General features: G+C 61.9%; 22 protein-coding genes. 5 read left to right on the top strand and 17 right to left on the bottom strand.

Features of this window, described 5'->3' with window-relative positions; genetic code table 11:
• The coding region (locus tag Q8O80_RS08880) for an O-antigen ligase (protein ID WP_305579075.1) at positions 1 to 305 on the bottom strand (305 nt) is incomplete at its 3' end.
• An 18-nt stretch (positions 306 to 323) separates the two neighbouring features.
• On the opposite strand from Q8O80_RS08880, the gene ilvD reads away from it, so the two are divergent.
• Positions 324 to 2,168: a dihydroxy-acid dehydratase gene (gene ilvD, locus Q8O80_RS08885; RefSeq protein WP_305579077.1), complete on the top strand. Its 1,845-nt coding sequence runs from the start codon at positions 324 to 326 to the stop codon at positions 2,166 to 2,168.
• Positions 2,169 to 2,462: 294 nt separating this feature from the next.
• Here ilvD and gdhA read toward each other — a convergent pair whose 3' ends face one another.
• Positions 2,463 to 3,818, bottom strand: a complete 1,356-nt coding sequence (gdhA, locus tag Q8O80_RS08890; RefSeq protein WP_305579113.1) for an NADP-specific glutamate dehydrogenase — start codon at positions 3,816 to 3,818, stop codon at positions 2,463 to 2,465.
• A 400-nt stretch (positions 3,819 to 4,218) separates the two neighbouring features.
• On the opposite strand from gdhA, the gene Q8O80_RS08895 reads away from it, so the two are divergent.
• Positions 4,219 to 4,476, top strand: a complete 258-nt coding sequence (locus Q8O80_RS08895) for a hypothetical protein (RefSeq protein WP_305579079.1) — start codon at positions 4,219 to 4,221, stop codon at positions 4,474 to 4,476.
• Positions 4,477 to 4,485: 9 nt separating this feature from the next.
• Here the strand turns inward: Q8O80_RS08895 and uxuA are convergent, their stop codons facing one another.
• The 4 genes from uxuA to Q8O80_RS08915 are packed head-to-tail and all read right to left on the bottom strand — an operon-like array spanning position 4,486 to position 8,533.
• Complete coding sequence (uxuA, locus tag Q8O80_RS08900; protein ID WP_305579081.1) at positions 4,486 to 5,688, bottom strand: mannonate dehydratase; 1,203 nt, start codon at positions 5,686 to 5,688, stop codon at positions 4,486 to 4,488.
• A gap of 15 nt (positions 5,689 to 5,703) precedes the next feature.
• A complete protein-coding gene (locus Q8O80_RS08905) occupies positions 5,704 to 6,987 on the bottom strand; it encodes a TRAP transporter large permease (protein ID WP_305579083.1) in 1,284 nt (427 codons plus the stop codon).
• A 1-nt stretch (position 6,988) separates the two neighbouring features.
• Positions 6,989 to 7,501: a TRAP transporter small permease gene (locus tag Q8O80_RS08910; protein ID WP_305579085.1), complete on the bottom strand. Its 513-nt coding sequence runs from the start codon at positions 7,499 to 7,501 to the stop codon at positions 6,989 to 6,991.
• 54 nt (positions 7,502 to 7,555) lie between these two features.
• Entirely contained in the window at positions 7,556 to 8,533 is a 978-nt protein-coding gene (locus tag Q8O80_RS08915; protein WP_305579087.1) for a C4-dicarboxylate TRAP transporter substrate-binding protein, read from the bottom strand.
• Positions 8,534 to 8,610: 77 nt separating this feature from the next.
• Between Q8O80_RS08915 and Q8O80_RS08920 the strand changes: the two genes are divergently transcribed.
• The gene (locus tag Q8O80_RS08920) at positions 8,611 to 9,315 is read left to right on the top strand and encodes a GntR family transcriptional regulator (RefSeq protein WP_305579089.1); all 705 of its coding nucleotides are present in this window, start codon (positions 8,611 to 8,613) and stop codon (positions 9,313 to 9,315) included.
• A gap of 75 nt (positions 9,316 to 9,390) precedes the next feature.
• Here the strand turns inward: Q8O80_RS08920 and Q8O80_RS08925 are convergent, their stop codons facing one another.
• From Q8O80_RS08925 to Q8O80_RS08940, 4 genes are read right to left on the bottom strand one after another with little or no spacing between them, the layout of a single operon-like run.
• The gene (locus Q8O80_RS08925; protein WP_305579091.1) at positions 9,391 to 9,816 is read right to left on the bottom strand and encodes a DUF1178 family protein; all 426 of its coding nucleotides are present in this window, start codon (positions 9,814 to 9,816) and stop codon (positions 9,391 to 9,393) included.
• A gap of 56 nt (positions 9,817 to 9,872) precedes the next feature.
• Positions 9,873 to 10,703, bottom strand: a complete 831-nt coding sequence (locus Q8O80_RS08930; RefSeq protein WP_305579115.1) for a carbon-nitrogen hydrolase family protein — start codon at positions 10,701 to 10,703, stop codon at positions 9,873 to 9,875.
• A gap of 6 nt (positions 10,704 to 10,709) precedes the next feature.
• The gene (gene grxC, locus Q8O80_RS08935; protein WP_305579093.1) at positions 10,710 to 10,964 is read right to left on the bottom strand and encodes a glutaredoxin 3; all 255 of its coding nucleotides are present in this window, start codon (positions 10,962 to 10,964) and stop codon (positions 10,710 to 10,712) included.
• 36 nt (positions 10,965 to 11,000) lie between these two features.
• The gene (locus tag Q8O80_RS08940; protein ID WP_305579095.1) at positions 11,001 to 11,798 is read right to left on the bottom strand and encodes a ComF family protein; all 798 of its coding nucleotides are present in this window, start codon (positions 11,796 to 11,798) and stop codon (positions 11,001 to 11,003) included.
• A 43-nt stretch (positions 11,799 to 11,841) separates the two neighbouring features.
• On the opposite strand from Q8O80_RS08940, the gene Q8O80_RS08945 reads away from it, so the two are divergent.
• Positions 11,842 to 12,672, top strand: a complete 831-nt coding sequence (locus tag Q8O80_RS08945) for a methyltransferase domain-containing protein (RefSeq protein WP_305579097.1) — start codon at positions 11,842 to 11,844, stop codon at positions 12,670 to 12,672.
• A gap of 141 nt (positions 12,673 to 12,813) precedes the next feature.
• Here the strand turns inward: Q8O80_RS08945 and Q8O80_RS08950 are convergent, their stop codons facing one another.
• From Q8O80_RS08950 to Q8O80_RS08970, 5 genes are all read right to left on the bottom strand, one after another.
• Positions 12,814 to 13,377: a CarD family transcriptional regulator gene (locus tag Q8O80_RS08950; RefSeq protein ID WP_305579117.1), complete on the bottom strand. Its 564-nt coding sequence runs from the start codon at positions 13,375 to 13,377 to the stop codon at positions 12,814 to 12,816.
• A gap of 326 nt (positions 13,378 to 13,703) precedes the next feature.
• Positions 13,704 to 14,696: an esterase-like activity of phytase family protein gene (locus tag Q8O80_RS08955; protein WP_305579099.1), complete on the bottom strand. Its 993-nt coding sequence runs from the start codon at positions 14,694 to 14,696 to the stop codon at positions 13,704 to 13,706.
• Positions 14,693 to 16,582 carry a cobaltochelatase subunit CobT gene (gene cobT, locus Q8O80_RS08960; protein ID WP_305579101.1) on the bottom strand — a complete coding sequence of 630 codons (1,890 nt, stop codon included), beginning with the start codon at positions 16,580 to 16,582 and terminating at the stop codon, positions 14,693 to 14,695. Before cobT ends, Q8O80_RS08955 begins: the two co-directional genes overlap by 4 nt.
• A 137-nt stretch (positions 16,583 to 16,719) precedes the next feature.
• Positions 16,720 to 17,703, bottom strand: coding sequence for a cobaltochelatase subunit CobS (gene cobS / locus Q8O80_RS08965; RefSeq protein WP_305579103.1), 984 nt, complete (start codon positions 17,701 to 17,703; stop codon positions 16,720 to 16,722).
• A gap of 98 nt (positions 17,704 to 17,801) precedes the next feature.
• Complete coding sequence (locus Q8O80_RS08970) at positions 17,802 to 18,428, bottom strand: J domain-containing protein (RefSeq protein ID WP_305579105.1); 627 nt, start codon at positions 18,426 to 18,428, stop codon at positions 17,802 to 17,804.
• Positions 18,429 to 18,473: 45 nt separating this feature from the next.
• Here Q8O80_RS08970 and Q8O80_RS08975 point away from each other — a divergent pair, with 45 nt between their 5' ends.
• Positions 18,474 to 18,764: a BolA family transcriptional regulator gene (locus Q8O80_RS08975; protein ID WP_305579107.1), complete on the top strand. Its 291-nt coding sequence runs from the start codon at positions 18,474 to 18,476 to the stop codon at positions 18,762 to 18,764.
• On the opposite strand, the gene aroB is transcribed toward Q8O80_RS08975, so the two are convergent.
• Positions 18,761 to 19,873 carry a 3-dehydroquinate synthase gene (aroB, locus tag Q8O80_RS08980; RefSeq protein ID WP_305579109.1) on the bottom strand — a complete coding sequence of 371 codons (1,113 nt, stop codon included), beginning with the start codon at positions 19,871 to 19,873 and terminating at the stop codon, positions 18,761 to 18,763. The two genes, Q8O80_RS08975 and aroB, sit on opposite strands and share 4 nt — an antisense overlap.
• Positions 19,873 to 20,460 (bottom strand): shikimate kinase, encoded by a 588-nt coding sequence (locus Q8O80_RS08985; protein ID WP_305579111.1) that lies wholly within the window; start codon positions 20,458 to 20,460, stop codon positions 19,873 to 19,875. Before Q8O80_RS08985 ends, aroB begins: the two co-directional genes overlap by 1 nt.
• Positions 20,461 to 20,691 lie beyond the last annotated feature (231 nt).

Consider the following 20,691-nt stretch of genomic DNA (forward strand, 5'->3'; position numbering starts at 1 on the left):
GCCGCCGGCGCAGCGTCCGCCTCCGGTGACTGCCGCCCGGCGCGCACGCCGACCCAGAGGGCCGCCCCCAGCAGGCCCACCAGGCCGGCCAGGCCGACGATGCCGGTGTCGACCCAGGTCTCGAGGAACTCGTTGTGCGCGTGGTAGGGCACGTTGCGGCGCGGCCCCATCAGCTGCCGCCACTCTCGCAGGCCCTGGCTGGTGCGGTGCGCCGGCAGGACCAGGCCGTAGTGGCCGGGACCGACGCCGAGCACGGGCTGGGCGCGGATGGCGCGCACGCTGTCGCGCCAGATCTGCAGGCGCATATGCTGTCCGAGGAACCCATGCCCGTTTATCGCTCCCGCACCACCACCCATGGCCGCAATATGGCCGGCGCCCGTGGCCTCTGGCGCGCCACCGGCATGAAGAACGACGATTTTGGCAAGCCCATCATCGCCGTGGTCAATTCCTTCACCCAGTTCGTGCCCGGCCATGTCCATCTCAAGGACCTCGGCCAGCTTGTCGCCCGCGAGATCGAGGCGGCTGGCGGCGTCGCCAAGGAGTTCAACACCATTGCGGTCGATGACGGCATCGCCATGGGCCATGACGGCATGTTGTATTCCCTGCCCAGCCGCGACCTGATCGCCGACTCGGTGGAATACATGGTCAACGCCCATTGCGCCGACGCCATGGTCTGCATCTCCAATTGCGACAAGATCACCCCCGGCATGCTCAATGCCGCCATGCGGATCAATATTCCGGTGGTATTTGTCTCCGGTGGCCCGATGGAAGCCGGCAAGGCCATGCTCAAGGGCAAGCTGCAGGCGCTCGACCTGGTTGACGCCATGGTGATGGCCGCCGACGACAATTATTCTGATGAGGAAGTTCAGGCCGTCGAAGAGGCCGCCTGCCCCACCTGCGGCTCCTGCTCGGGCATGTTCACTGCCAATTCGATGAACTGCCTCACCGAAGCGCTCGGCCTGAGCCTGCCCGGCAATGGCTCGACCCTGGCCACCCATTCCGATCGCAAGCATTTGTTTGAAGAAGCCGGTCGCGTCATCGTCGACATCGCCAAGCGTTGGTACGAGCAGGACGATGCCTCGGTGCTTCCCCGCTCCATCGCCACCAAGGCCGCCTTCGAAAATGCCATGACGCTCGATATCGCCATGGGTGGCTCGACCAATACCGTGCTGCATATTCTGGCAGCCGCCCACGAGGGTGGCGTTGATTTCACCATGGACGATATCGATCAGCTCAGCCGTCGTGTCCCAGTGCTTTCCAAAGTCGCGCCAGCCAAGGCCGATGTGCACATGGAAGACGTGCACCGCGCCGGCGGCATCATGGCCATTCTCGGTCAGCTCGACCGTGCCAACCTGATCAACCGCGATGAGCCGACCATCCACATGCCGACCATTGGCGATGCGATCGACAAATGGGACATCTCCCGCACCAATTCCGAGAGCGTGCGCAACTTCTTCATGGCCGCGCCAGGCGGTGTTCGCACCACCCAGGCCTTCAGCCAGTCCAACCGCTGGACCGAGCTCGATCTGGATCGCCAGAACGGCGTCATCCGCTCGGCCGATGCCGCCTATTCCAAGGATGGCGGCTTGGCCGTTCTCAAGGGCAATATCGCCATTGATGGTTGCATCGTGAAGACTGCTGGTGTCGATGAATCCATTCTCAAATTCACCGGCCCCGCCCGGGTGTTTGAGAGCCAGGACGACACCGTCAAGGCCATCCTGTCCAATCAGATCAAGCAAGGCGACGTGCTGGTCATCCGCTATGAGGGCCCGCGCGGCGGCCCCGGCATGCAGGAAATGCTCTATCCCACGAGCTATCTGAAATCCAAGGGCATGGGCAAGGCTTGCGCCCTGCTCACCGATGGTCGCTTCTCGGGCGGCACCTCGGGCCTCTCGATCGGCCATGTTTCGCCTGAAGCGGCCGAAGGCGGCACCATTGGCCTGGTGCGCGAAGGCGACACCATCGAGATCGATATCCCCAACCGTTCCATTACCCTGCTGGTCAACGAGGCCGAACTGGCCAGGCGTCGCCAGGAACAGGACAAGCTCGGCTGGAAGCCAGCGCTGCCGCGCAAGCGCAATGTTACCCAGGCGCTGCGCGCCTACGCTGCCTTCGCCACCTCCGCTGCGCGCGGTGCGGTGCGCGATCTCGGTGATCTGGACACATGAAGCAAACGGCCCGCAGATTGCCTGCGGGCCTGACGACATTTTCGTGACACACCTCTGATCGCGTGCTAGACGCTCGCTCAGCCGAAGGCGGTCTGCCAAGATTGCCCGCTGGTTAGGTTCGATAGCGGGGATTCCACCCTCCCTATCGAACCGACCTTGACCCCACACCACTTGATGCCGATGCGATCCAGCGGAGAAATCCGCGGGCCGGGCCGTCATCTGCTGCCAGCAGACATCTGACCTGGCGTGCTGCCCGCAATGTTCGGCGCAATCATGCGCCGAACGCGTTCAAACCTAGATGACGCCAAGCGACCGCATGGTGTCGGCCACCCTGATGAAGCCGCCAATATTGGCACCCAGGACATAATTGCCGGGCGCGCCATATTCTTCAGCGGTGTCGGCGCAGATGTCATGGATGTTGCGCATGATGCTGGCCAGCCGCGTTTCCGTCTGCTCAAACGTCCAGCTGTCGCGCGATGCGTTCTGCTGCATTTCCAGCGCGGAAGTGGCAACGCCGCCGGCATTGGCGGCCTTGCCGGGAGCAAACATCACGCCCGCTTCCTGGAAAATCCGCACCGCCTCGGGGGTGCATGGCATGTTGGCGCCTTCACCCACGGCAACGACGCCATTGCTCAACAGCGCGCGCGCATCCTTGCCGGTCAGTTCGTTCTGGGTTGCCGATGGCATGGCCACGTCACAGGGAACGTTCCAGATCGAATCCTCGCCCGCCGCAACGAAATGGGCACTTCGCCCTTCGCCCTTCAACCGGACATAGTCGGCGATGCGGCCCCGGCGCACTTCCTTGACCTCCTTCACCAATTCCAGATCGATCCCGGCCTCGTCGACGACATAGCCGGAGCTGTCAGAAACCGCGATCACCTTGCCGCCGAACGACTGCACCTTCTCGACGGTGTACACGGCGACATTGCCGGAGCCTGAAACGACGACCTTCTTGCCGTCAAAGCTCTGGTTCTTGGTTCCCAGCATCGCCTGGACAAAGTAGGTATTGCCGTAACCAGTCGCTTCCGTGCGCGCCCGAGACCCACCATAGTGCAGGCCCTTGCCGGTCAGCACGCCGGCCTCATAGCGGTTCGTCAGGCGCTTATACTGCCCGAACATATAGCCGATTTCGCGCCCGCCGACGCCGATATCGCCTGCGGGAACGTCGGTATATTCGCCGATGTGGCGGTGCAGCTCGGTCATGAACGACTGGCAGAACCGCATGACTTCGCCGTCCGAACGGCCTTTGGGATCGAAGTCGGACCCGCCTTTGCCGCCGCCGATCGGCAAACCGGTCAGCGCGTTCTTGAGCGTCTGTTCAAAGCCCAGAAATTTGATAATGCTGAGATTGACCGATGGATGAAAGCGGATGCCGCCCTTGTAGGGGCCGAGTGCGGAATTGAACTGCACGCGAAATCCACGGTTGATCGCAACCTGCCCCTTGTCATCCACCCACGGCACCCGGAAGATAATCTGGCGCTCGGGCTCGCAAATGCGTTCGATCAGCGCCTGATCGAGATAGTCCGGGCGTTTGGCGATCACGCTTCCCAGACACTCCATAACCTCCCGAACAGCCTGATGGAACTCAACCTCGCCCGCGTTCCTGCGGACCAACTGGTCAAAAATGGTTACAAGCTTTTCATCGATCATGGACAAGTTAGCCTCGCGGTTCATACTCGCGCCGGGCCAGAAGCCTATCGGCGTGGAATTGGTCAGATGGAGATGCAAGATAATCGGATGTGGTCCCTTAGCAGGGATGGGTGAAAATGTGCGAGCCGGAGAACGGCGTATTTGCGTATTTTCTTCCCCAATGGCGGTTTTTGGCACCGATGTGGCTACAGACACCCACCAGGGCGGCAGCAGGAGCCGCTTTTGCCAACCCGGCGATCTGTCCCAGACCGAGATCTGCTTGCTTCACGCATGACCGGGATTGCCTTGAGGGGAACAAATGGCGCTCCCGGCCATTTTGCTAGCAGGCCACTCTTGCTGCCGCTCTCCAATCCCACGCAATTTCGCCGGGTTGGCCCGGCGATCTTGATCAGGATAGAAAATGACCGATGACAGTGAAGTCCCCTCTGGCGCTGATCTTGAAGTAATCAAGATAGCCGTCAATTCGCTCTATCTCAGCTTGGGGTTCCTGCTGAAATATATAGAAGAAACCAATGACAAGGACGTCGCCATAGCGGCGCGCAATGCCCTTCTTGAGAACCTCAAGAATGGCAACATCGATTTCGCCATTATGGAAGATCGGAAAACCTACGATTTCGTCGTGTCCGTGGTTGAGCGACTCGAAATACCGGAAACTTGAAGGCCAGGGCTATTGCTGCCGCTCCAGCGCAGCAAATACTCCCCGCAGCTCCGCCAGCCCCTTCAGACGCCCGATCGTGGGGTAGCCCGGCTGCGCTGAACGGTTGAGATCATCGAGAATGTCCTGGCCGTGATCGGGTCGCATTGGGATGGAAGCGTCGCTGCGGCCTTGAGCCTTGCGGGAGCGCTCCTCCGCGACGATCTCGGCAATCAGGGCGACCATATCGACATCGCCATTGAGATGCTCAGCTTCAAAGAAGGAGCCGAACTGGGCCGCCGTCTCGCGTTTCACATTGCGCAAGTGGATAAAATGCACCTTGCTCCCCAGCCGTCGCATCATGCCGGGCAAGTCGTTATCGGAGCGTGCGCCGAGCGAACCCGAGCATAGCGTCATCCCATTGGCCGGACTGTCTACCGCTGTAAGAATGGTCTGATAATCGGCCTCGGTCGACATGATGCGCGGCAATCCCAGCAAGGCAAATGGTGGGTCGTCAGGATGGCAGCAGAGCCGCACGCCGAGCTGTTCGGCAACCGGCACGATCTCGCTGAGGAAATCCACAAAGTGCTGCCGCAACCGGTCCGGCGTGATGCCGTCATAAGCGATGAGGTGCGCCCGCATCTCATCAAGCGTCAGTCCGGCCGTGGCGCCCGGCAGGCCCATCGTTACATTTCGCCCGATCGCCAGACGCTCTGCCTCGTTCATGGCCCCAAAGCGCTGCGCCGCCATCGCCACCACGGACGCGGGGAAATCCTCGACCGCGCCCGGCCGCGCCAGAATATGAATGTCGAAAGCCGCAAAATCATTGATATCGAACCGCATGCAGGTCGCGCCTGACGGCAGACGGTGGCGCAGATCGGTGCGGCTCCAATCCAGCACCGGCATGAAATTGTAGCAAACCACCTCAATGCCGGCGGCGGCAATGTTATGCAACGACGTCTTGTAGTTGGCGATGTGCTCGCGCCAGGCACCGTCCTGCTGCTTGATGGCCTCGGAGACCGGCAGGCTTTCCACCACCTCCCACGCCAGACCGGAGGGTGTGCCGTCGCGGCGCGTTGCGACCTGCTGCTGCCGCAGGGCGATTTCCTGGGGCGTCCACACCGCACCATAGGGGACATGGTGCAGGGCCGTAACCACGCCCTCCGCGCCGGTCTGCACGACGTCATCGATTGTGGTCAGGTCCGGCGGGCCAAACCAGCGCCATGTCTGTCTCATGGGGTATCCTTCAATCTAGCCGCCAAAGGCAAGGTTGGGCAGCCACAACACCACGCCGGGCAGAAACAGCAGGGCGATAATCAGCGCCAACACGGTCGCGATGAATGGCAGGGCCTCGATCGTGTACTCCTCGATCTTGACGTTCATCAGCGAGCACACCGCGAACATGGCGACCCCAACCGGCGGGGTCATGCCCCCAAGCGTGACAATTGACATCATCAGGATGCCAAAATGCACGGGGTCGATACCTGCAGCGGTGACAACGGGCACAAAGATGGGTGTCAGCAGCAGCACCAGCACGGTGCTTTCGACAAAGAAACCGGCAATCAGCAGGAAGAACAGCACCATCAGGATGATGAGATTGGGCTCACTGATGCCGGTGAGCATCCAGCTAGAAATGCCCTGCGGCACCTGCAGGTAGATTATGGCGAAGCCGACCATGCCCGACATCAGAATAATGATCATGATCAGGCCGATATCGGCCACGGCATGGGAAATGGCGCGCTTGAACTTCTCAAAGCTCAGTTCCTGATGCAGAACCGTGCCCACCACCACTGCGTAAACCACGGCGAAGGCGCCCACTTCCGACGGCGTGAACACGCCGCCGCGAATGGTCACCAGCAGGGCTACGGGAAACAGCAAGGCCCATTTCGCCCCCCACGCCGCACTGCCCAGCGCCTTCAGAGTCGGCCTTTTGGCTTCGGCCACCACATAGCCGCGGCGCTTGGCGATCAAATAGGTCGTCAGCATCAGGCCGACCATCATCAGCAACCCTGGAATGACGCCCGCCAGAAACAGCCGCCCAATCGAGACATTGCCGACATAGCCATAAAGGATGAGCCCGATCGAGGGTGGGATGGTGGCGGTGATCAGCGAGCCGACGGCAATCACGGCCGCCGAAAAACCCTTGCTGTAACCCCTGGCAATCATGGATGGCCCCAGGATGCGGGCCTCCATCGCGGCGTCGGCCACCGCAGATCCTGAAACGCCGCCCATCAGGGTCGACAGAACGATAGCAATCTGGCCCAGCCCGCCGGCCATCCAGCCCACCGAGATATGGGCGAATTTGAACAGGCGGTCGGTAATGCCGCTCTCATTCATCAGATGACCGGAAAAGACGAAGAACGGCACTGCCAGCAATGGAAAACTCTGGCTCATCGTAGCAATTTTCTGCACCGCGATAGAGATCGGCATCGACTGCTCGGTCATGAAGAACGTGAAGCCGGAAATGCCGATGGCAAACGCCACCGGCGCGCCGAGAAACATCAGCACAAAAAACAGTATCGAAATCAGGGCCATGTTATATTTCCGTAATGCTGGCTTCGGCGGCAGAGCGCGAGTACACCAGCGATTGCCCGTCGCGGCGCTGCATCCAGGCCCGCCACATATTGTAGATCAGGGCGATCCCCAGCATCACGCAGCCGACCGGCACCGCAGCCGTCACCCAGCCATAGCTCAGCCCGCTGTCGCCGAACCGCCGCTCCTGGTTCATCAATGTCAGCCGCGTCCCCTCGCTGGTCAGAAAGCCAAAAAATACCAGGATCACCACTGACATCGCCATTTCCAGCCAGAACCGGGCCCGGCGCGGCAAATAGCGAACCACCAGATCGATCCCGATATGGGCTTTGTCCCGCATGGCACGGGTGGCGCCAATCATGCAGAGCCAGATGAACAGCAACTGGGCCATATCCACTGACCAGATCAGGGGGTGGCCGAAAAACCGCATGACAGCGGCGCCAAACACGAGACAGCAAATGATGAGCAGCAGCAGGGCAGCGACCAGAAATTCAAACTGCGTGAGGCGCTTTAACATATCAAATATCCTGACCCCGGGACCGATGTCCCGGGGCCTTGAGAGGTTTCAGGACTATTGAGCGGCGATAGCCTGAACGGTATCGCGCAATTCGCCATAGCCAAGCTTGTCGTAAACGCCCGCCGTGGCCTTGCGGAACACGTCGACATCGACCTCTTCAACCGTCATGCCGGCTGCCTTGAGCTCTTCTTCAATCTGCGCCAGCGAGTCCCGCGTGCCATAGGAGCCGACGTCGCCAGCCTTGAGCGCTTCCTCACGCAACACGACCTGCAGCTCGGCCGGAAGCCCCTCAAACCATTCTCCACTGGTCACCATGCCGGTGATCAGGTTGATATGGGCGGTCTTGGTCAGGTGATCGGTGACCTCGAACAGCTTGGAGCCCTGACCGGCGGGAAGCTGAGCTTCTACCGCGTCGATCACGTGCTGCTGCAGCGCCGAATAGACATCGGCGAAAGGCATCGGCGTGGCAACAGCCCCCATTGCGGCTACCGTCTCCATCCAGACCGGCGCCCCGGGCGTGCGCATGCGCAGGCCAGCAAGATCGTCGGGCGTAGCAATGCTCTTTCTTGTCCAGAGCTGACGCTCGCCCTGCCACCAGTTGAAGCTGAGAACCTGAAGCTGGGCTTCGTCCTGCAGCTTGCCGACCCAACCTTCAAACAGATCCGAGGTGACGACCTTGCGAATGCCATCATAGCCATTGGCCAGATAGGGCGCACCGAGCACGCCGAACTCGTTGACATAGGTGGCCAGGCGCCCGCCATCGACGATCACGGCAACCGGCGCGCCAGCACGCGCTTGCTCAAGCACGTCCTCATCAGGGCCGAGCTGGGAATTGGGAAACAGCTTGATTTCAATCTTGCCGTCGCTCGCCGCTGCCACGCCATCGCGGAAGCTCTCCAGACCCTTGTAGAGAGGATCAGACGTCGCCAGCGCCGTGTTGACGCTCAACGTGTGGTCTGCTGCAAAAACAGGTATGCCGGATGCAACTACGAATCCGGCAACAAATAGTGCGCTTGTCAGGGTATGTTTCATGGGTTCCTCCTGCGGCCGTTTCTCAACCGCTTGCTAGTAGGCTAGTATGGTAGTATGGTAGTATTGCAGGTGTCAATATGAGCACAGATTTTCTTAGTACCCTGGCCGATGATGACCTCCAGCTCCGGGCAGCAACGGCCGGAAACCGAGCCTTTAGCGCCTTGCGCCAGGCAATCGTCCAACTGCAATTGCGACCGGGAAGTCCGCTGTCTGAGGTCGAAGTGGCCCGCCAGTTGGGCGTCTCGCGACAGCCGGTGCGCGAAGCGTTCATCAAGCTGGCCGAGGTCGGGCTGGTTGAAATTCGACCGCAGCGCGGCACGTTTGTTAAACTGATCTCGCTGGCGGAGGTCGAGAACGCGCGCTTTCTGCGTGAGGCCATAGAAATTGCCATCGTGCATCAGGCCGCCAGACAGGCAACGCCCGCCGATGTTCAGAAGCTGCGATCGATCGTAGCCGAACAGGCCGCGCTTGATGAAGCCGACAATCTGAACTTTCTGCGACTTGACGAGGCATTTCACCAGACCATTGCTGGCCTGGCGAACCGGGAACACGCCTGGCGGGTTCTGGAGAATCTGAGAGCTCAGATGGATCGCGTCCGCTTCCTGTCTCTACCCGACGCAACGCCCCTTGACGTCATCGTGGACCAGCACCGACGCATCGTCGATGCAATTGAAGCGGGCGATGCGAGCTTGGCTGATGAGGCGATGCGGGTACATTTGCATGAAGTATTGAACGCAGTGCCCAAGCTGGCCAAGCAGTTCCCGGATCTGTTCTGTTCCTGATGATTAGTGGGGTCGCGCGCCATCCAGTGGCGGCGACGCCCGGAACGGTGCACTGATCGGGCGTAGGGCTTAGCTCTAGTTGTGCTCTTCGGGCAGGTCGGGCAGCGGCAGGAACTCGATACCATCCTCGGCCAACCCGACGACCTCATCACGCGTCGCCTCGCCATAGATACCGCGCGCCTCAACCTCTTCAAAATGTATCTTGCGCGCCTCTTCGGCAAACTTGTTGCCGACATAGTCGGCCTCGCTGGTAACCTTGTGCCGATAGGCCCGCAACAATTCGCGGATCTTGGCCGTGTCCGGATGCCCTGCACTGACGGCCACCTTGTCCCCAGCAGGGCGGGTCAGGGCTGGGGCCATCAGCGCCTTCTCAACCGCTCCGTCGCCACACACCACACAGGTGACGAGGCCTCGGCGCTGTTGGTCATCAAACGCCGCAGCGCTGCCGAACCAGGCGTCGAACTGGTGGCCGTTTGAACATTGCAGGGCATACTGGATCACGATCAGATTTCTCTCGGGCCCGATGGCCCACTGTCTCGACTATAGAAGGCGCACGCCTAGAGCGGCAATGCTTGGGGTCCGGCAAACGGACGCTTATTGGCCAGAGCTGGAATGCGGGCACGGGCATCAGCGACCTGATCGGCGGCGATGTCCGCCACGAGAATGCCGGGGGCATCGTGGTCGAGTTCGGCCACTATGCGCCCCCAGGGGTCGATAATGAGGGAATGCCCATAGGTCGCCCGGCCATTGGCGTGCTGACCGCCCTGCGCCGCCGCTATCACATAGGATCCAGTCTCGATCGCCCGAGCGCGGAGCAGCACGTGCCAATGGGCCTGACCGGTCGGTACCGTGAACGCGGCCGGCACGGCCATCAGACCGGCCCCAGCCTGAGCCAAGGCATGAAACAGCTGGGGAAAGCGCATGTCGTAGCAGATCGCCATGCCCAGGATAAATTCATCCACCGGCACCGTCACCGCCATCTCGCCACCGCGATAGGTGTCGCTTTCCCGATAGGCATTGAGCCCGGCGATCGTGGCGTCAAACAGATGAATCTTGTCATAGGTGGCAATGGTCGCCCCATCAGGTGCGAACAGCACCGAGCGGTTGGCAAAACGCCCGTCTTCCAGCGGCACCGCCAGCGAGCCGACATGGATGTACATGCCATGCTGCGCGGCCAGTTCACCGACGCGCTGCAATTGCGGATCGGCGTCAAACGGCGCCGCCACGTCGGCCAGCCCGGCGCGGTTTTCCGCAAAGGCCATCGTCACCTCGGGCGTCAGCACATAGCGCGCGCCCGCCGCCGCCGCCTCGGCCAGCAATGGCTCCAGCGCGGCGAGATTGGCCTTGGGGTCGGGCCCCGAACGCATCTGGATGGCGGCAATTCTCATCGGCAACTAGCGCTTCAGCAGCGGATCAAGACCACCCCGGCGGTCGAGTGCAGCCATGTCGTCATAGCCGCCAATATGGGCACTATCGATAAAGATCTGCGGCACGGTACGACGACCATTGGCGCGCTGCGTCATGCTTTCACGCTGCGCCGGATCGAGCACCGTGATCTCGGTGAAATCGACGCCCTTGTCCGCCAGCAGTGCCTTGGCGGCGTGGCAATAGGGGCAGGTGGGCGTGGTATAGACTTCGATGGTAGCCAATTGAAATTTCTCCCAGAAATACGGGTGTTTGCTCTCTTATATGGGCAAGTCGGCACCAATAACAACGCGGGCGAATGTCACGACGTCGACAACTGCCGCGCCGGACTTGAGCAAAGCGCGCGTTACCGCCTTGGTCGTGGCGCCAGTGGTGTAGACATCGTCGACCAGCACCACCCGCCGGCCCGCTAGCCGGATCATCGCCTCGGGGGGGACAGCGAATGCGCCGGCAACATTGCGCTGCCGGCCGTCACCACTCAGCCCAACCTGTTGTCTGGTCTTGCGGATCCGCTGCACCAGGCGCGCGTCAACCGCCAGCCCCGTGAACTGCCCCAGCAACACGGCCAGCTCGCCGGATTGGTTGTATCGCCGCGCCCGTTGCCGTGCCCGATGCAGCGGCACCGGCACCAAAACCGGCTGGTCTGCCCATAATTCATGGCCGGCACCGGCCATCAGCCGTGCGCAGAACCGCGCCAACTCGGGTCTATCGCCATATTTGAGCCGCGACACGATCGTGCCGGCCACATCATTGTAGATCACCGCCGCCCGCGCCCGACCGAATGGGGGCGGATCGGCCAATGCCTCGGCGGACAGCGACTCACCACCCAGCGACACCGCAAACGGCAGCCCCAGGCGCGGGCACAACGGCGCGGTGATCGGCCGCAATTGGGCAAAGCAGAGCGGGCACAGCGTGTCGGGTGTCGCCGTCGGCGCATCGCAATTGAGGCAAACCGGGGGGTACACCAGATCGAGCAAGCCATGACCCAGCAACCGCGCCCCGACAGCAAGGCGGCGGCGCCACCCCTCGCTTTTGACAAGCCCGTCAGCGCTCTGCATAACGCCACCATAGTGCCACGTCAGCAAACGGCCGCAAGTCATCATGAGCCAGCCACCGCGTATTTTCGATACCCCGCTGATCAGCCAGCATCTGGCGCGCCGCACTGAGCTCGGCAATTTTGTCACCGATCTGGTGCTGGCCGACCTCGAGGATCGCCTCACCGCCCTTATCCGTGTCTTTCCCCGCGCCGCCATCATCGGCCCCGATCTCGACAAACTGCCTTCCTTTGGGCAGGCCGCCAGTGCCCGGTTTGCCTTCGAGCGTTACGCCGCCTTTGCTGGTGAGGATGATGTGCCGGCGCTGACGGGCGATGACTACAATCTGATCGTCTCCATCCTGCACCTGCAGGCCGTCAATGATGTCCCGGGCTATCTCGCTCGCCTGCGCGCCCGGCTGGCGCCCGATGGTCTGCTGCTGGTTGCGACCCTGGGTGGCGACACGCTGACCGAACTGCGCGAAGCTTTTTTGGCTGCAGATGCAATGGTCTATGGCGGCGCATCGGCCCGCATTGCCCCCATGCTGCAGGTGCGCGACGGCGGCGCCTTGCTGCAGCGTGCTGGGCTGGCGCTGCCGGTGGCTGACGTCGAGACCCATATCGTACGCTACCCCACCCCCCTGGCGCTGATGGCCGAAATCAAGGCGCTCGGCGCTGCCAACCCGCTGCTCGACCGCTCCCGCCGCATGGCCTCACCGGCGCTGTTAGCCGCAGCAGCGCAGGCCTATACCGAGCGCGATTCCGATCCCGATGGGCGGATCCGGGCGACGCTGGAAATCGTCTGGCTCTCCGGCTGGGCCCCCCATGATAGCCAGCAGAAGCCACTCAAACCCGGCAGCGCCACCACGCGACTGGGCGATGTTCTGGGCCAGGTTTAGCAACTGCACGGCATGGGATCCGGCACCGCACTTCCGGCCAACATGCCCGCATTCGTACGGTCAGCTCCGCGCCACTTCCAGACAGCAAAAAGGCCGGTGTCTCCACCGGCCTTCTCAAGTCTGCTGCGAAGCGCTGCCCGTTCAGGCGGCAGCTTCCTCGTCAGATTCGGCCGCAGCGTCCTTGGTCCGCTTGGGCGACTTGGCGAGGTTCTTTTCGATCAACTGCACGGCTTCGGTCAGCGTCAACTTGTTGACGACACCAATTTCGCGGCTCATGCGGTCCATGGCCTGCTCGAACAGCTGGCGTTCCGAGTAGGATTGCTCAGGCTGTTCTTCGGAGCGGAACAGATCGCGCACGACTTCAGAGATGGCGATCAGATCGCCCGAATTGATCTTGGCTTCGTATTCCTGGGCGCGACGCGACCACATGGTGCGCTTGACGCGGGCCCGGCCGGTAACCGTGGTCAGGGCCTGGGTGACCAGATCTTCATCGGCCAGTTTGCGCATGCCGACGGACTTGATCTTGGCAACGGGAACGCGCAAAGTCAGCTTGTCCTGCTCAAAGCTGATGACGAACAACTCAAGCACCAGACCGGCGACTTCCTGCTCCTCAATGGAGACAATGACGCCGACGCCATGCGCCGGATAGACGACATATTCGCCCGTCTTGAACCCAAGCCGCTGCTGTGACTTCTTGACTACCATATTCATGGAACTCCTTGTTGACGCCCCAAATGGACAGTTCCTTGCGGACAGGACCGTCCATTGCTACTTGTTGGCGCTCGAACGGAACGCCGCGCGCAGGCAAACCCCAAGCGCGCCAGGTCCGCTTTTCCCCGGAGCGCATGCATCCTACGATGTTGTCAAAAAAATCGCGCCTGACGGCACGGGCTGGGTGACGGGCTGAACTGCATCTGGTCGGACCATAGCACAAAAATTCAGCAAAATCAAAAACTACGAATCAGTGGCCCATCCGCCACTGTCGCGACGGCGGCTGCGTGCGACCGTGCTGCGGCCAAATGCCGCCCCGCTCAGTTCGGCAGGGCAAATTCGAGCAGCAGGCTGCGCTGCCAGTCGTTGAAATTGTTGTCCGAGCCGATCAGGATCCGCAACTCGCCATCCGGCGCAGTGTGCACGGCCAGCGCTTCCATATTGTCGATCTCGCTACCATTGGCCGCCAGCAGCAACTCCCCGGCCATCACCGCCCCCGGACGGACATCGGCCGCCGCCACCCGCCGCAAGGTCATCGCAAAGCTCAGCATCGAGACGCCCCGTTCAAGCACCAGCAGATCGCCATTGGGCAGGAAGGCGCAGGCGGTGGGATAGACCACGGGGTCCTTCTGGTAGCTGATCGGCCCCTTGTCAGCCTGTCCCAGCAGCCAGCCGCTGTGATGGCCGGCACCATCGTCGTGATCTTCAGTCAACAGCAGGGTCGAGCCGGCAATTGGCGAGGCTGGCGGCGCCACGCAAACCGATTCCAGCGACGCATTGGTACGCAGATCGGTCAGCCATTGGGGAATGCTGACCTCGCGCGCCGGTCCCCCCGGGACCCCCTCGATCAGGTCGAAATCGGCCACCCGCGTCAGATGCTCAAACACCACCCGTACGGCGACCGGCTCGCCATTGCGATAGATCGTATCAATGCCTTCGGCATCCTTGGCATATTGGCGCGGCAGCGGATCGCCCTGGGAGTTCTGCATCGGCTCCACTGTCACCCCGATCAGCCCGAACAGTCGCCCGGATTCATCATAGGCCAGTTGTCCGGCAACGAAACTGCCTCGGTCGGTCACGAAACTGACCTGCTGATTCGACCCGGTCGACGTCAGCCCCGACAAGCCGCCAAACGTGTCGTCCTGCGCCACCAGCGCCAGACCACCGCGGAAGATCAGCTGACCAAATGTCCCATCCAGCGCCGTCTCGCCAAAACTGCTGATCTGCGTGGCGCGAACCGCCACTTCGGCGGCGGTCAGCGGTGGGGTTCCCGCCAGCAGGGCCAGTGCCAGGCTGACGTGGAGGGCCCTCATCGCCGGCCGCGCCGACGCGTTTGGGCGGGCAATTGCTCATCGAACAGCGCCGCCAGTTCATCGGTCAGCGCGCCGGCCAGTTCCTCGGCATCCAGCAGCGTCACGGCGCGGCGATAATAGCGCGTCACATCATGGCCAATGCCCACTGCCACCAATTGGATGGGCGAGCGGGTCTCAATATCCTCAATGACCTGACGCAGATGGGCTTCCAGATAATTGCCCGCATTGACCGACTGCGTGCTGTCATCGACCGGCGCGCCATCGGAGATCACCATCATGATGCGACGGGATTCGGGACGGGCCATCAGGCGTTTGCGCGCCCACTCGAGCGCCTCGCCATCGATGTTTTCCTTCAGCAGCCCCTCGCGCATCATCAGCCCGAGATTGCGCCGTGCATGGCGCCATGGCTCGTCAGCGGCCTTGTAGATGATGTGGCGCACATCATTGACGCGCCCCGGATTGGCTGGCCGGCCCGCTTCGAGCCAGGCTTCGCGGCTCTTGCCGCCCTTCCAGGCGCGCGTGGTGAAACCGAGAATTTCAACCTTGACGCCGCAGCGCTCCAGCGTGCGCGCGAGAATGTCGCCGCAGATCGCGGCGATGGTGATCGGCCGGCCCCGCATCGAACCGGAATTATCGATCAGCAGTGTCACTACGGTATCGCGGAAATCGGTGTCGTTCTCGACCTTGAAGCTGAGCGCCTGCATCGGATCGGTGACCACGCGCGTCAGCCGTGCCGTATCGAGCAGGCCCTCTTCAAGGTCGAACTGCCAGCTGCGATTCTGCTTGGCCATCAGCCGCCGCTGCAGCTTGTTGGCCAGCCGCGCAACGGCGCCCGCCAGGCTTTCCAGCTGCTTGTCGAGCAGGGCCCGCAACTGATCGAGCTCATCGGGCGGGCACAGCTCAGACGCCTTGACGATCTCGTCGAATTTGGTGGTGAACACCTTGTAATTGAACTGATTGGAAAGCTCAGTGCCGCCATCCTTGCCCGGGGGCGGCATCGGCGCATCTTCACCCGCATCGGCGCTGGCGTCTTCATCGCTATCGGCCATGTCCGAATCCATACCGTCGACATCGCCAGCTTCCTCGCTGTCGCCGGTCTGCTCGTCCTGCTCGCTGTCCTGGCTGTCGTTCTCGCCTTCGCCCTGTTCAGGGGCCTGGTCCGAATTTTCGCCCTGATCGGGCTGCTGATCGTCGCCCTCGTTCTCGTCGCCGTCCTCAGGATCGTTCAGCTCACTCTCGGGCACCAGATTGAGATCGCGCAGCAGCATCTTGGCCACCTTGGAGAACTCATCCTGGTTTTCGTAGCGGGTCAGCAGATCTTCCAGTGACTTGCCACCCTTTTCCTCGATCTCCTTGCGCCACAGATCGACCAGCGCATGGCCCGAGGGCGGCACCGGCACACCGGCCAGTTTTTCCCGCAGCAGCAGTCCCAAGGCCTCGGCAATCGGCGCGTCGCCCTTGTCGTCGACCTCGGCGAAATTGGCGCGGAACAGCCGGTCTTCCAGCATCTCGCTGATATTGCCGACCATGCCGGGCATCCGCACGCAGCCCAGCGCCTCGACGCGAGCCTGCTCCAGCGCATCGAACGCGGCGCGGGCAGTCGGGTCCATCGGCGCGCGCTTGCGGTGCGCCTCCGGATCATGGCTGGCCAGCCGCATCGCCATGGCGTCGCCCTGCCCGCGGGCAATGGCGATATCGCGTCGGGTCGGCAGCCGGGGCAGATTGGCCAGCCGCGCCTTGTCGCTGGTCAGCAAGGGGCGGTCGGATGTGAAGGTCACCTCCAGATCGGGCTTGGCGCCAATGGCGCGCACCGTTGCCCCCATGGCCGATTTGAACAGCTGGGTCTGGTCAGGCTTGTTGGCTTTGTTGCGCGGTGGTTGTGCCATGATATCCCGGAAGGGCCGCTCGCCCATCGTGCCACGACCCCGTGGTTCGACAGGCTCACCATGAGGTCTACTAAAAAGTCGCAGAATTCACAGTAGACCGCGCCCTGAGCCTGTCGAAGGACGCGGTCGTGGCTAGATCAGGCGGTTACCGCCAGATTGGCCGAAGATTCGGGCAGGTCTTCGCCGAACACGCGCTGATAGAACTCGGCCACTACGGGGCGTTCAAGTTCATCGCACTTGTTGAGGAAGGTCAGGCGGAAGGCGAAGCCGACATCGCCGCCGAAGATCTGGGCATTCTCGGCCCAGGTGATCACGGTGCGAGGGCTCATCACGGTGGACAGATCGCCATTGATGAACGCCGAGCGCGTCAGATCGGCCAGCCGCACCATGTTGGAGACCAGCTTTTTGCCTTTTTCGGTCTCGGCATAGGATTTGTTCTTGGCCAGCACGATGCCGACTTCCTTGTCGTGCGGCAGATAATTCAGCGTGGTGACCAGGCTCCAGCGGTCCATCTGACCCTGGTTGATCTGCTGGGTGCCGTGATAGAGGCCCGACGTATCGCCCAGACCAATGGTATTGGTGGTCGAGAACAGGCGGAACGCCGGATGCGGCACGATCACGCGATTCTGGTCGAGCAGGGTCAGCCGACCGGCCACTTCGAGCACGCGCTGGATCACGAACATCACGTCGGGACGACCCGCATCATACTCGTCAAACACCAGCGCCACATTGTTCTGCACTGCCCAGGGCAGGATGCCGTCACGGAATTCGGTGATCTGCTTGCCATCCTTGAGCACGATGGCGTCCTTGCCCACCAGATCGATGCGCGACACATGGCTGTCCAGATTGACGCGCACCAGCGGCCATTTCAGCCGCGCCGCGACCTGTTCGATATGGGTGGATTTACCCGTGCCGTGATAGCCCTGCACCATGACACGGCGGTTGAAGGCAAAGCCGGCCAGAATTGCCAGTGTCGTGTTGCGATCGAACAGATAGTCCGGATCGATCGGCGGCACATGGCTGTCGGCAACCTTGTAACCCATCACCTTCATGTCGGTATCAATGCCGAACAGCTCCCGAGCCGAATATTCGGTGTCGGGCAGATTGGTGTAGTCAGTCATGGCAAAGCTCTTGGCGAAAAATCAAAGCAGGAGGGCAGAAAACTCGGGCGCTCTATAGCAGCATTGTGGCAGATGCGGTAGCCACCGCACCGGCAAGCCTAGTTGCCGACAAAGCCCATTTTTTTCAGGTGGCTATAGGCCGCGATGATGGTGCGCAGCCGCTCTTCGGACGATTTGTCGCCGCCATTGGCATCGGGGTGGTGGATCTTGACCAGTGTCTTGTAGGCGCTCTTGATCTGCTCGGTCTTGGCCACGCCGACGATCCCCAGCGTTTCCAGCGCCCGCCGATCATTCTCGTTGAGCGGCTTGACCCGCTCCTCGGCCGGCCGCTGGGCCTGACGATGGCGATATTTGGCGAACACCCCGAACGGATCGCCATAGCGATCCCCCGGCCGCATGCCGGCGGTGGCGGCAGCGCGCGGTCGCACACCGGGATTGCCGGTGGCAAAGCTGGAGCGGCTTTCTGCCTTGGGGGGGGCATGGAGCGCCGTGTCCAGCTCGTCCTTTTCCATGCCTGCAAAGAAGTTGAACGACGTATTGTAGTGGCGGACATGCTCAAGGCAGAACTGGTGGTACTGGCCCTGGCCACGTGCCCCCTTGGGTGCCTTGTACTCGCCGGCCTTGTCGCAGCCTTCCCATTCACAGACGTGTTCAATGGGCGCGGGCTTTTCCTCGCGGCGCGGCCGGATGCGAATAGTATCGAAGAGCTTGGATTGCGATTTCATTGCGCCTAATTACTTGCCTCAGTTCATTCAGAAAGTGTCAGCCCGATGTCCGCTACAGACAAGATAGCCGCCAAGCTCACCAGCAGGTTTGACCCTGCCTTCCTCGATGTGATCGACGAATCGATGCTCCATCATGGTCATGCCGGCTGGCGCGAAGGGGGTGAAACCCATTTTCGTGTCAGAATCGCGACCGCCCATTTTGACGGGCTAAGCCGCGTCGCGCAACACCGCGCGGTGATGGAAACGCTTGATGCCGAACTCAAGGACCGGGTTCACGCCCTCACCATCGAGGTGCTGCCATCGACCGGGCCATATCCTGTAGCAGACAAAGCCTAACCGCGCCTATCATTCAAAAAACCAGCAACTGCCTTTGGGTCGACATCCTTGGCGATGAAGGCCTGACCAATGCCCCTTGTGAGGATGAAGGTCAACGCGCCGCGGCTGACTTTCTTGTCCTGGGCAATGGCCGCCATCAGGGCGTCGGTGCTGCCCAGCGTGCCCGGGATATCTGCCAATGTGGTGGGCAGCCCGGCTTTTTGCAAATGCGCAACAATGCGACCGGTGTCCTGGCTGGGTGCCAGACCCTGCTGGGCAGAAAAGCCATGCGCCAGTGCCATACCGATGGCCACACCCTCACCATGCAACAGGCGATCAGAATAGCCCGTATCCTTTTCCAGCGCATGCCCGAACGTATGGCCCAGATTGAGCAGCGCGCGCACGCCCTGCTCGGTTTCGTCCTCGATCACCACCCGCGCCTTGTGCGCGCAGCAGCGGGCAATGGCTTCGCCGCGGGCTGGCCCGCCGGCAAAGATTTCGGCCTGATTGGCTTCGAGCCAGAAAAAGAACGCTTCGTCGTCAATCAGCCCGTATTTGACCACTTCGGCATAGCCCGCAGCGAACTGGCGGGGCGAAAGCGTATCGAGGGTGGAGAGGTCCGCCAGCACCAGTCTGGGCTGGTGAAAGGCGCCGATCAGGTTCTTGCCATGCGGTGAATTGATCCCGGTCTTGCCGCCCACCGAGCTGTCGACCTGCGCCAGCAGCGATGTCGGCATTTGCACAAAACCCATGCCGCGTCGCGCAATGGAAGCGGCAAACCCGGCCAGGTCGCCGATCACCCCGCCGCCCAGCGCGATGATCAGATCGCCGCGCTCCAGCCGCGCTGCCAGAATGCCGTCCACCGCCTGTCCGAGCAGCGCCCAGGACTTGGTAGCCTCGCCGGCCGGCAGCACGATTTCACTATGGCTCAGCCCGGCCGCGTCGAGCGCAGCCAGCAACCGGGGCAGCTGCGCCGCCGCGACATTGTCGTCGGTGATGATGCCATAGCGCCGCCCGGGAAAGCGCTCGGCGAGAATGGTGCCGGCCTGATCGAGCAGGTGCTCGCCGATCAGAATGTCATAGGCGCGGCTGCCCAGGGCGACATGAACACTATGCGCGATATCGGCCATCAGGCGTCCTGTTGTTGGAGATAGGCCAGCACCGCGTCCACCACGTCACCGGCGACCGCATCCTGCGGCACATCGCGACTGGCCACCGTGATGTCGGCCCCGGCATAAATCGGGTAGCGGTCATCGATCAGTTTCTGCAGCGTCGCCCGCGGATTGGCGGTCTGCAGCAGCGGCCGGTTGGCGCGGCGCGACACGCGCTCGAACAGAATATCGATCTCGGCCTTGAGCCAGATCGAAATCGCCCGATCCTTGATCAGCGCACGGGTCTCGGCATTGACAAAAGCCCCGCCGCCAGTCGCCAGCACCACATTGTCGGTCTTGAGCACCCGGGCGATGACCCGGGTTTCGCCGGCCCGGAATTCGGGCTCGCCGCGCTGCTCGAAAATCTCGGGGATACTCATCTGTGCCGCCCGCTCGATCTCCTCATCGCTGTCGAGGAACTGGCGCTTGAGGCGGGTGGCGAGGCGGCGGCCGACCGTGGTCTTGCCAGCGCCCATCATGCCCACCAGCACCAATGGCCGGCCGGCCAGGCGTTCGGCAAGGTCCTCGGCGCGGGCCTGTCGCAATGCCGGATCGGGTCGGGTCAAGCAGTGGCACTCCTGATTTGGCCGCTATCAACCTGCCGCAGCCGCTCCTGTCAAGAACTTGCGCATCCTTGCCTTATCCCTACGGAAATGAAACCATTTGCTGCCATATTTTAGGCAAAAGCAGTTTATTGGACCGTCATGCCGACCCTGATCCGCCTTATCATCACGCTGCTGTTTCTGGCTGGCCTTGTTTATGCGGGCATGGTGGCGCTGGTGTCATTTGTCGAACCG

It is taken from the genome of Devosia sp., from assembly GCF_030689745.1.
Taxonomy (GTDB): Bacteria; Pseudomonadota; Alphaproteobacteria; order Rhizobiales; family Devosiaceae; genus Devosia; species Devosia alba.

Bases quoted from the DNA above. Each gene is read 5' to 3' on its own strand.
- cobS (WP_305579103.1), bottom strand. From the start codon at position 17,703: ATGACTGACTACACCAATCTGCCCGACACCGAATATTCGGCTCGGGAG.
- gdhA (WP_305579113.1), bottom strand. From the start codon at position 3,818: ATGATCGATGAAAAGCTTGTAACCATTTTTGACCAGTTGGTCCGCAGG.
- Q8O80_RS08930 (WP_305579115.1), bottom strand. From the start codon at position 10,703: ATGAGAATTGCCGCCATCCAGATGCGTTCGGGGCCCGACCCCAAGGCC.
- Q8O80_RS08945 (WP_305579097.1), top strand. From the start codon at position 11,842: ATGAGCCAGCCACCGCGTATTTTCGATACCCCGCTGATCAGCCAGCAT.
- Q8O80_RS08920 (WP_305579089.1), top strand. From the start codon at position 8,611: ATGAGCACAGATTTTCTTAGTACCCTGGCCGATGATGACCTCCAGCTC.
- Q8O80_RS08940 (WP_305579095.1), bottom strand. From the start codon at position 11,798: ATGCAGAGCGCTGACGGGCTTGTCAAAAGCGAGGGGTGGCGCCGCCGC.
- Q8O80_RS08955 (WP_305579099.1), bottom strand. From the start codon at position 14,696: ATGAGGGCCCTCCACGTCAGCCTGGCACTGGCCCTGCTGGCGGGAACC.
- Q8O80_RS08910 (WP_305579085.1), bottom strand. From the start codon at position 7,501: ATGTTAAAGCGCCTCACGCAGTTTGAATTTCTGGTCGCTGCCCTGCTG.
- Q8O80_RS08905 (WP_305579083.1), bottom strand. From the start codon at position 6,987: ATGGCCCTGATTTCGATACTGTTTTTTGTGCTGATGTTTCTCGGCGCG.
- Q8O80_RS08895 (WP_305579079.1), top strand. From the start codon at position 4,219: ATGACCGATGACAGTGAAGTCCCCTCTGGCGCTGATCTTGAAGTAATC.
- Q8O80_RS08970 (WP_305579105.1), bottom strand. From the start codon at position 18,428: ATGAAATCGCAATCCAAGCTCTTCGATACTATTCGCATCCGGCCGCGC.
- Q8O80_RS08950 (WP_305579117.1), bottom strand. From the start codon at position 13,377: ATGGTAGTCAAGAAGTCACAGCAGCGGCTTGGGTTCAAGACGGGCGAA.
- ilvD (WP_305579077.1), top strand. From the start codon at position 324: ATGCCCGTTTATCGCTCCCGCACCACCACCCATGGCCGCAATATGGCC.
- aroB (WP_305579109.1), bottom strand. From the start codon at position 19,873: ATGGCCGATATCGCGCATAGTGTTCATGTCGCCCTGGGCAGCCGCGCC.
- uxuA (WP_305579081.1), bottom strand. From the start codon at position 5,688: ATGAGACAGACATGGCGCTGGTTTGGCCCGCCGGACCTGACCACAATC.
- Q8O80_RS08975 (WP_305579107.1), top strand. From the start codon at position 18,474: ATGTCCGCTACAGACAAGATAGCCGCCAAGCTCACCAGCAGGTTTGAC.
- cobT (WP_305579101.1), bottom strand. From the start codon at position 16,582: ATGGCACAACCACCGCGCAACAAAGCCAACAAGCCTGACCAGACCCAG.
- Q8O80_RS08915 (WP_305579087.1), bottom strand. From the start codon at position 8,533: ATGAAACATACCCTGACAAGCGCACTATTTGTTGCCGGATTCGTAGTT.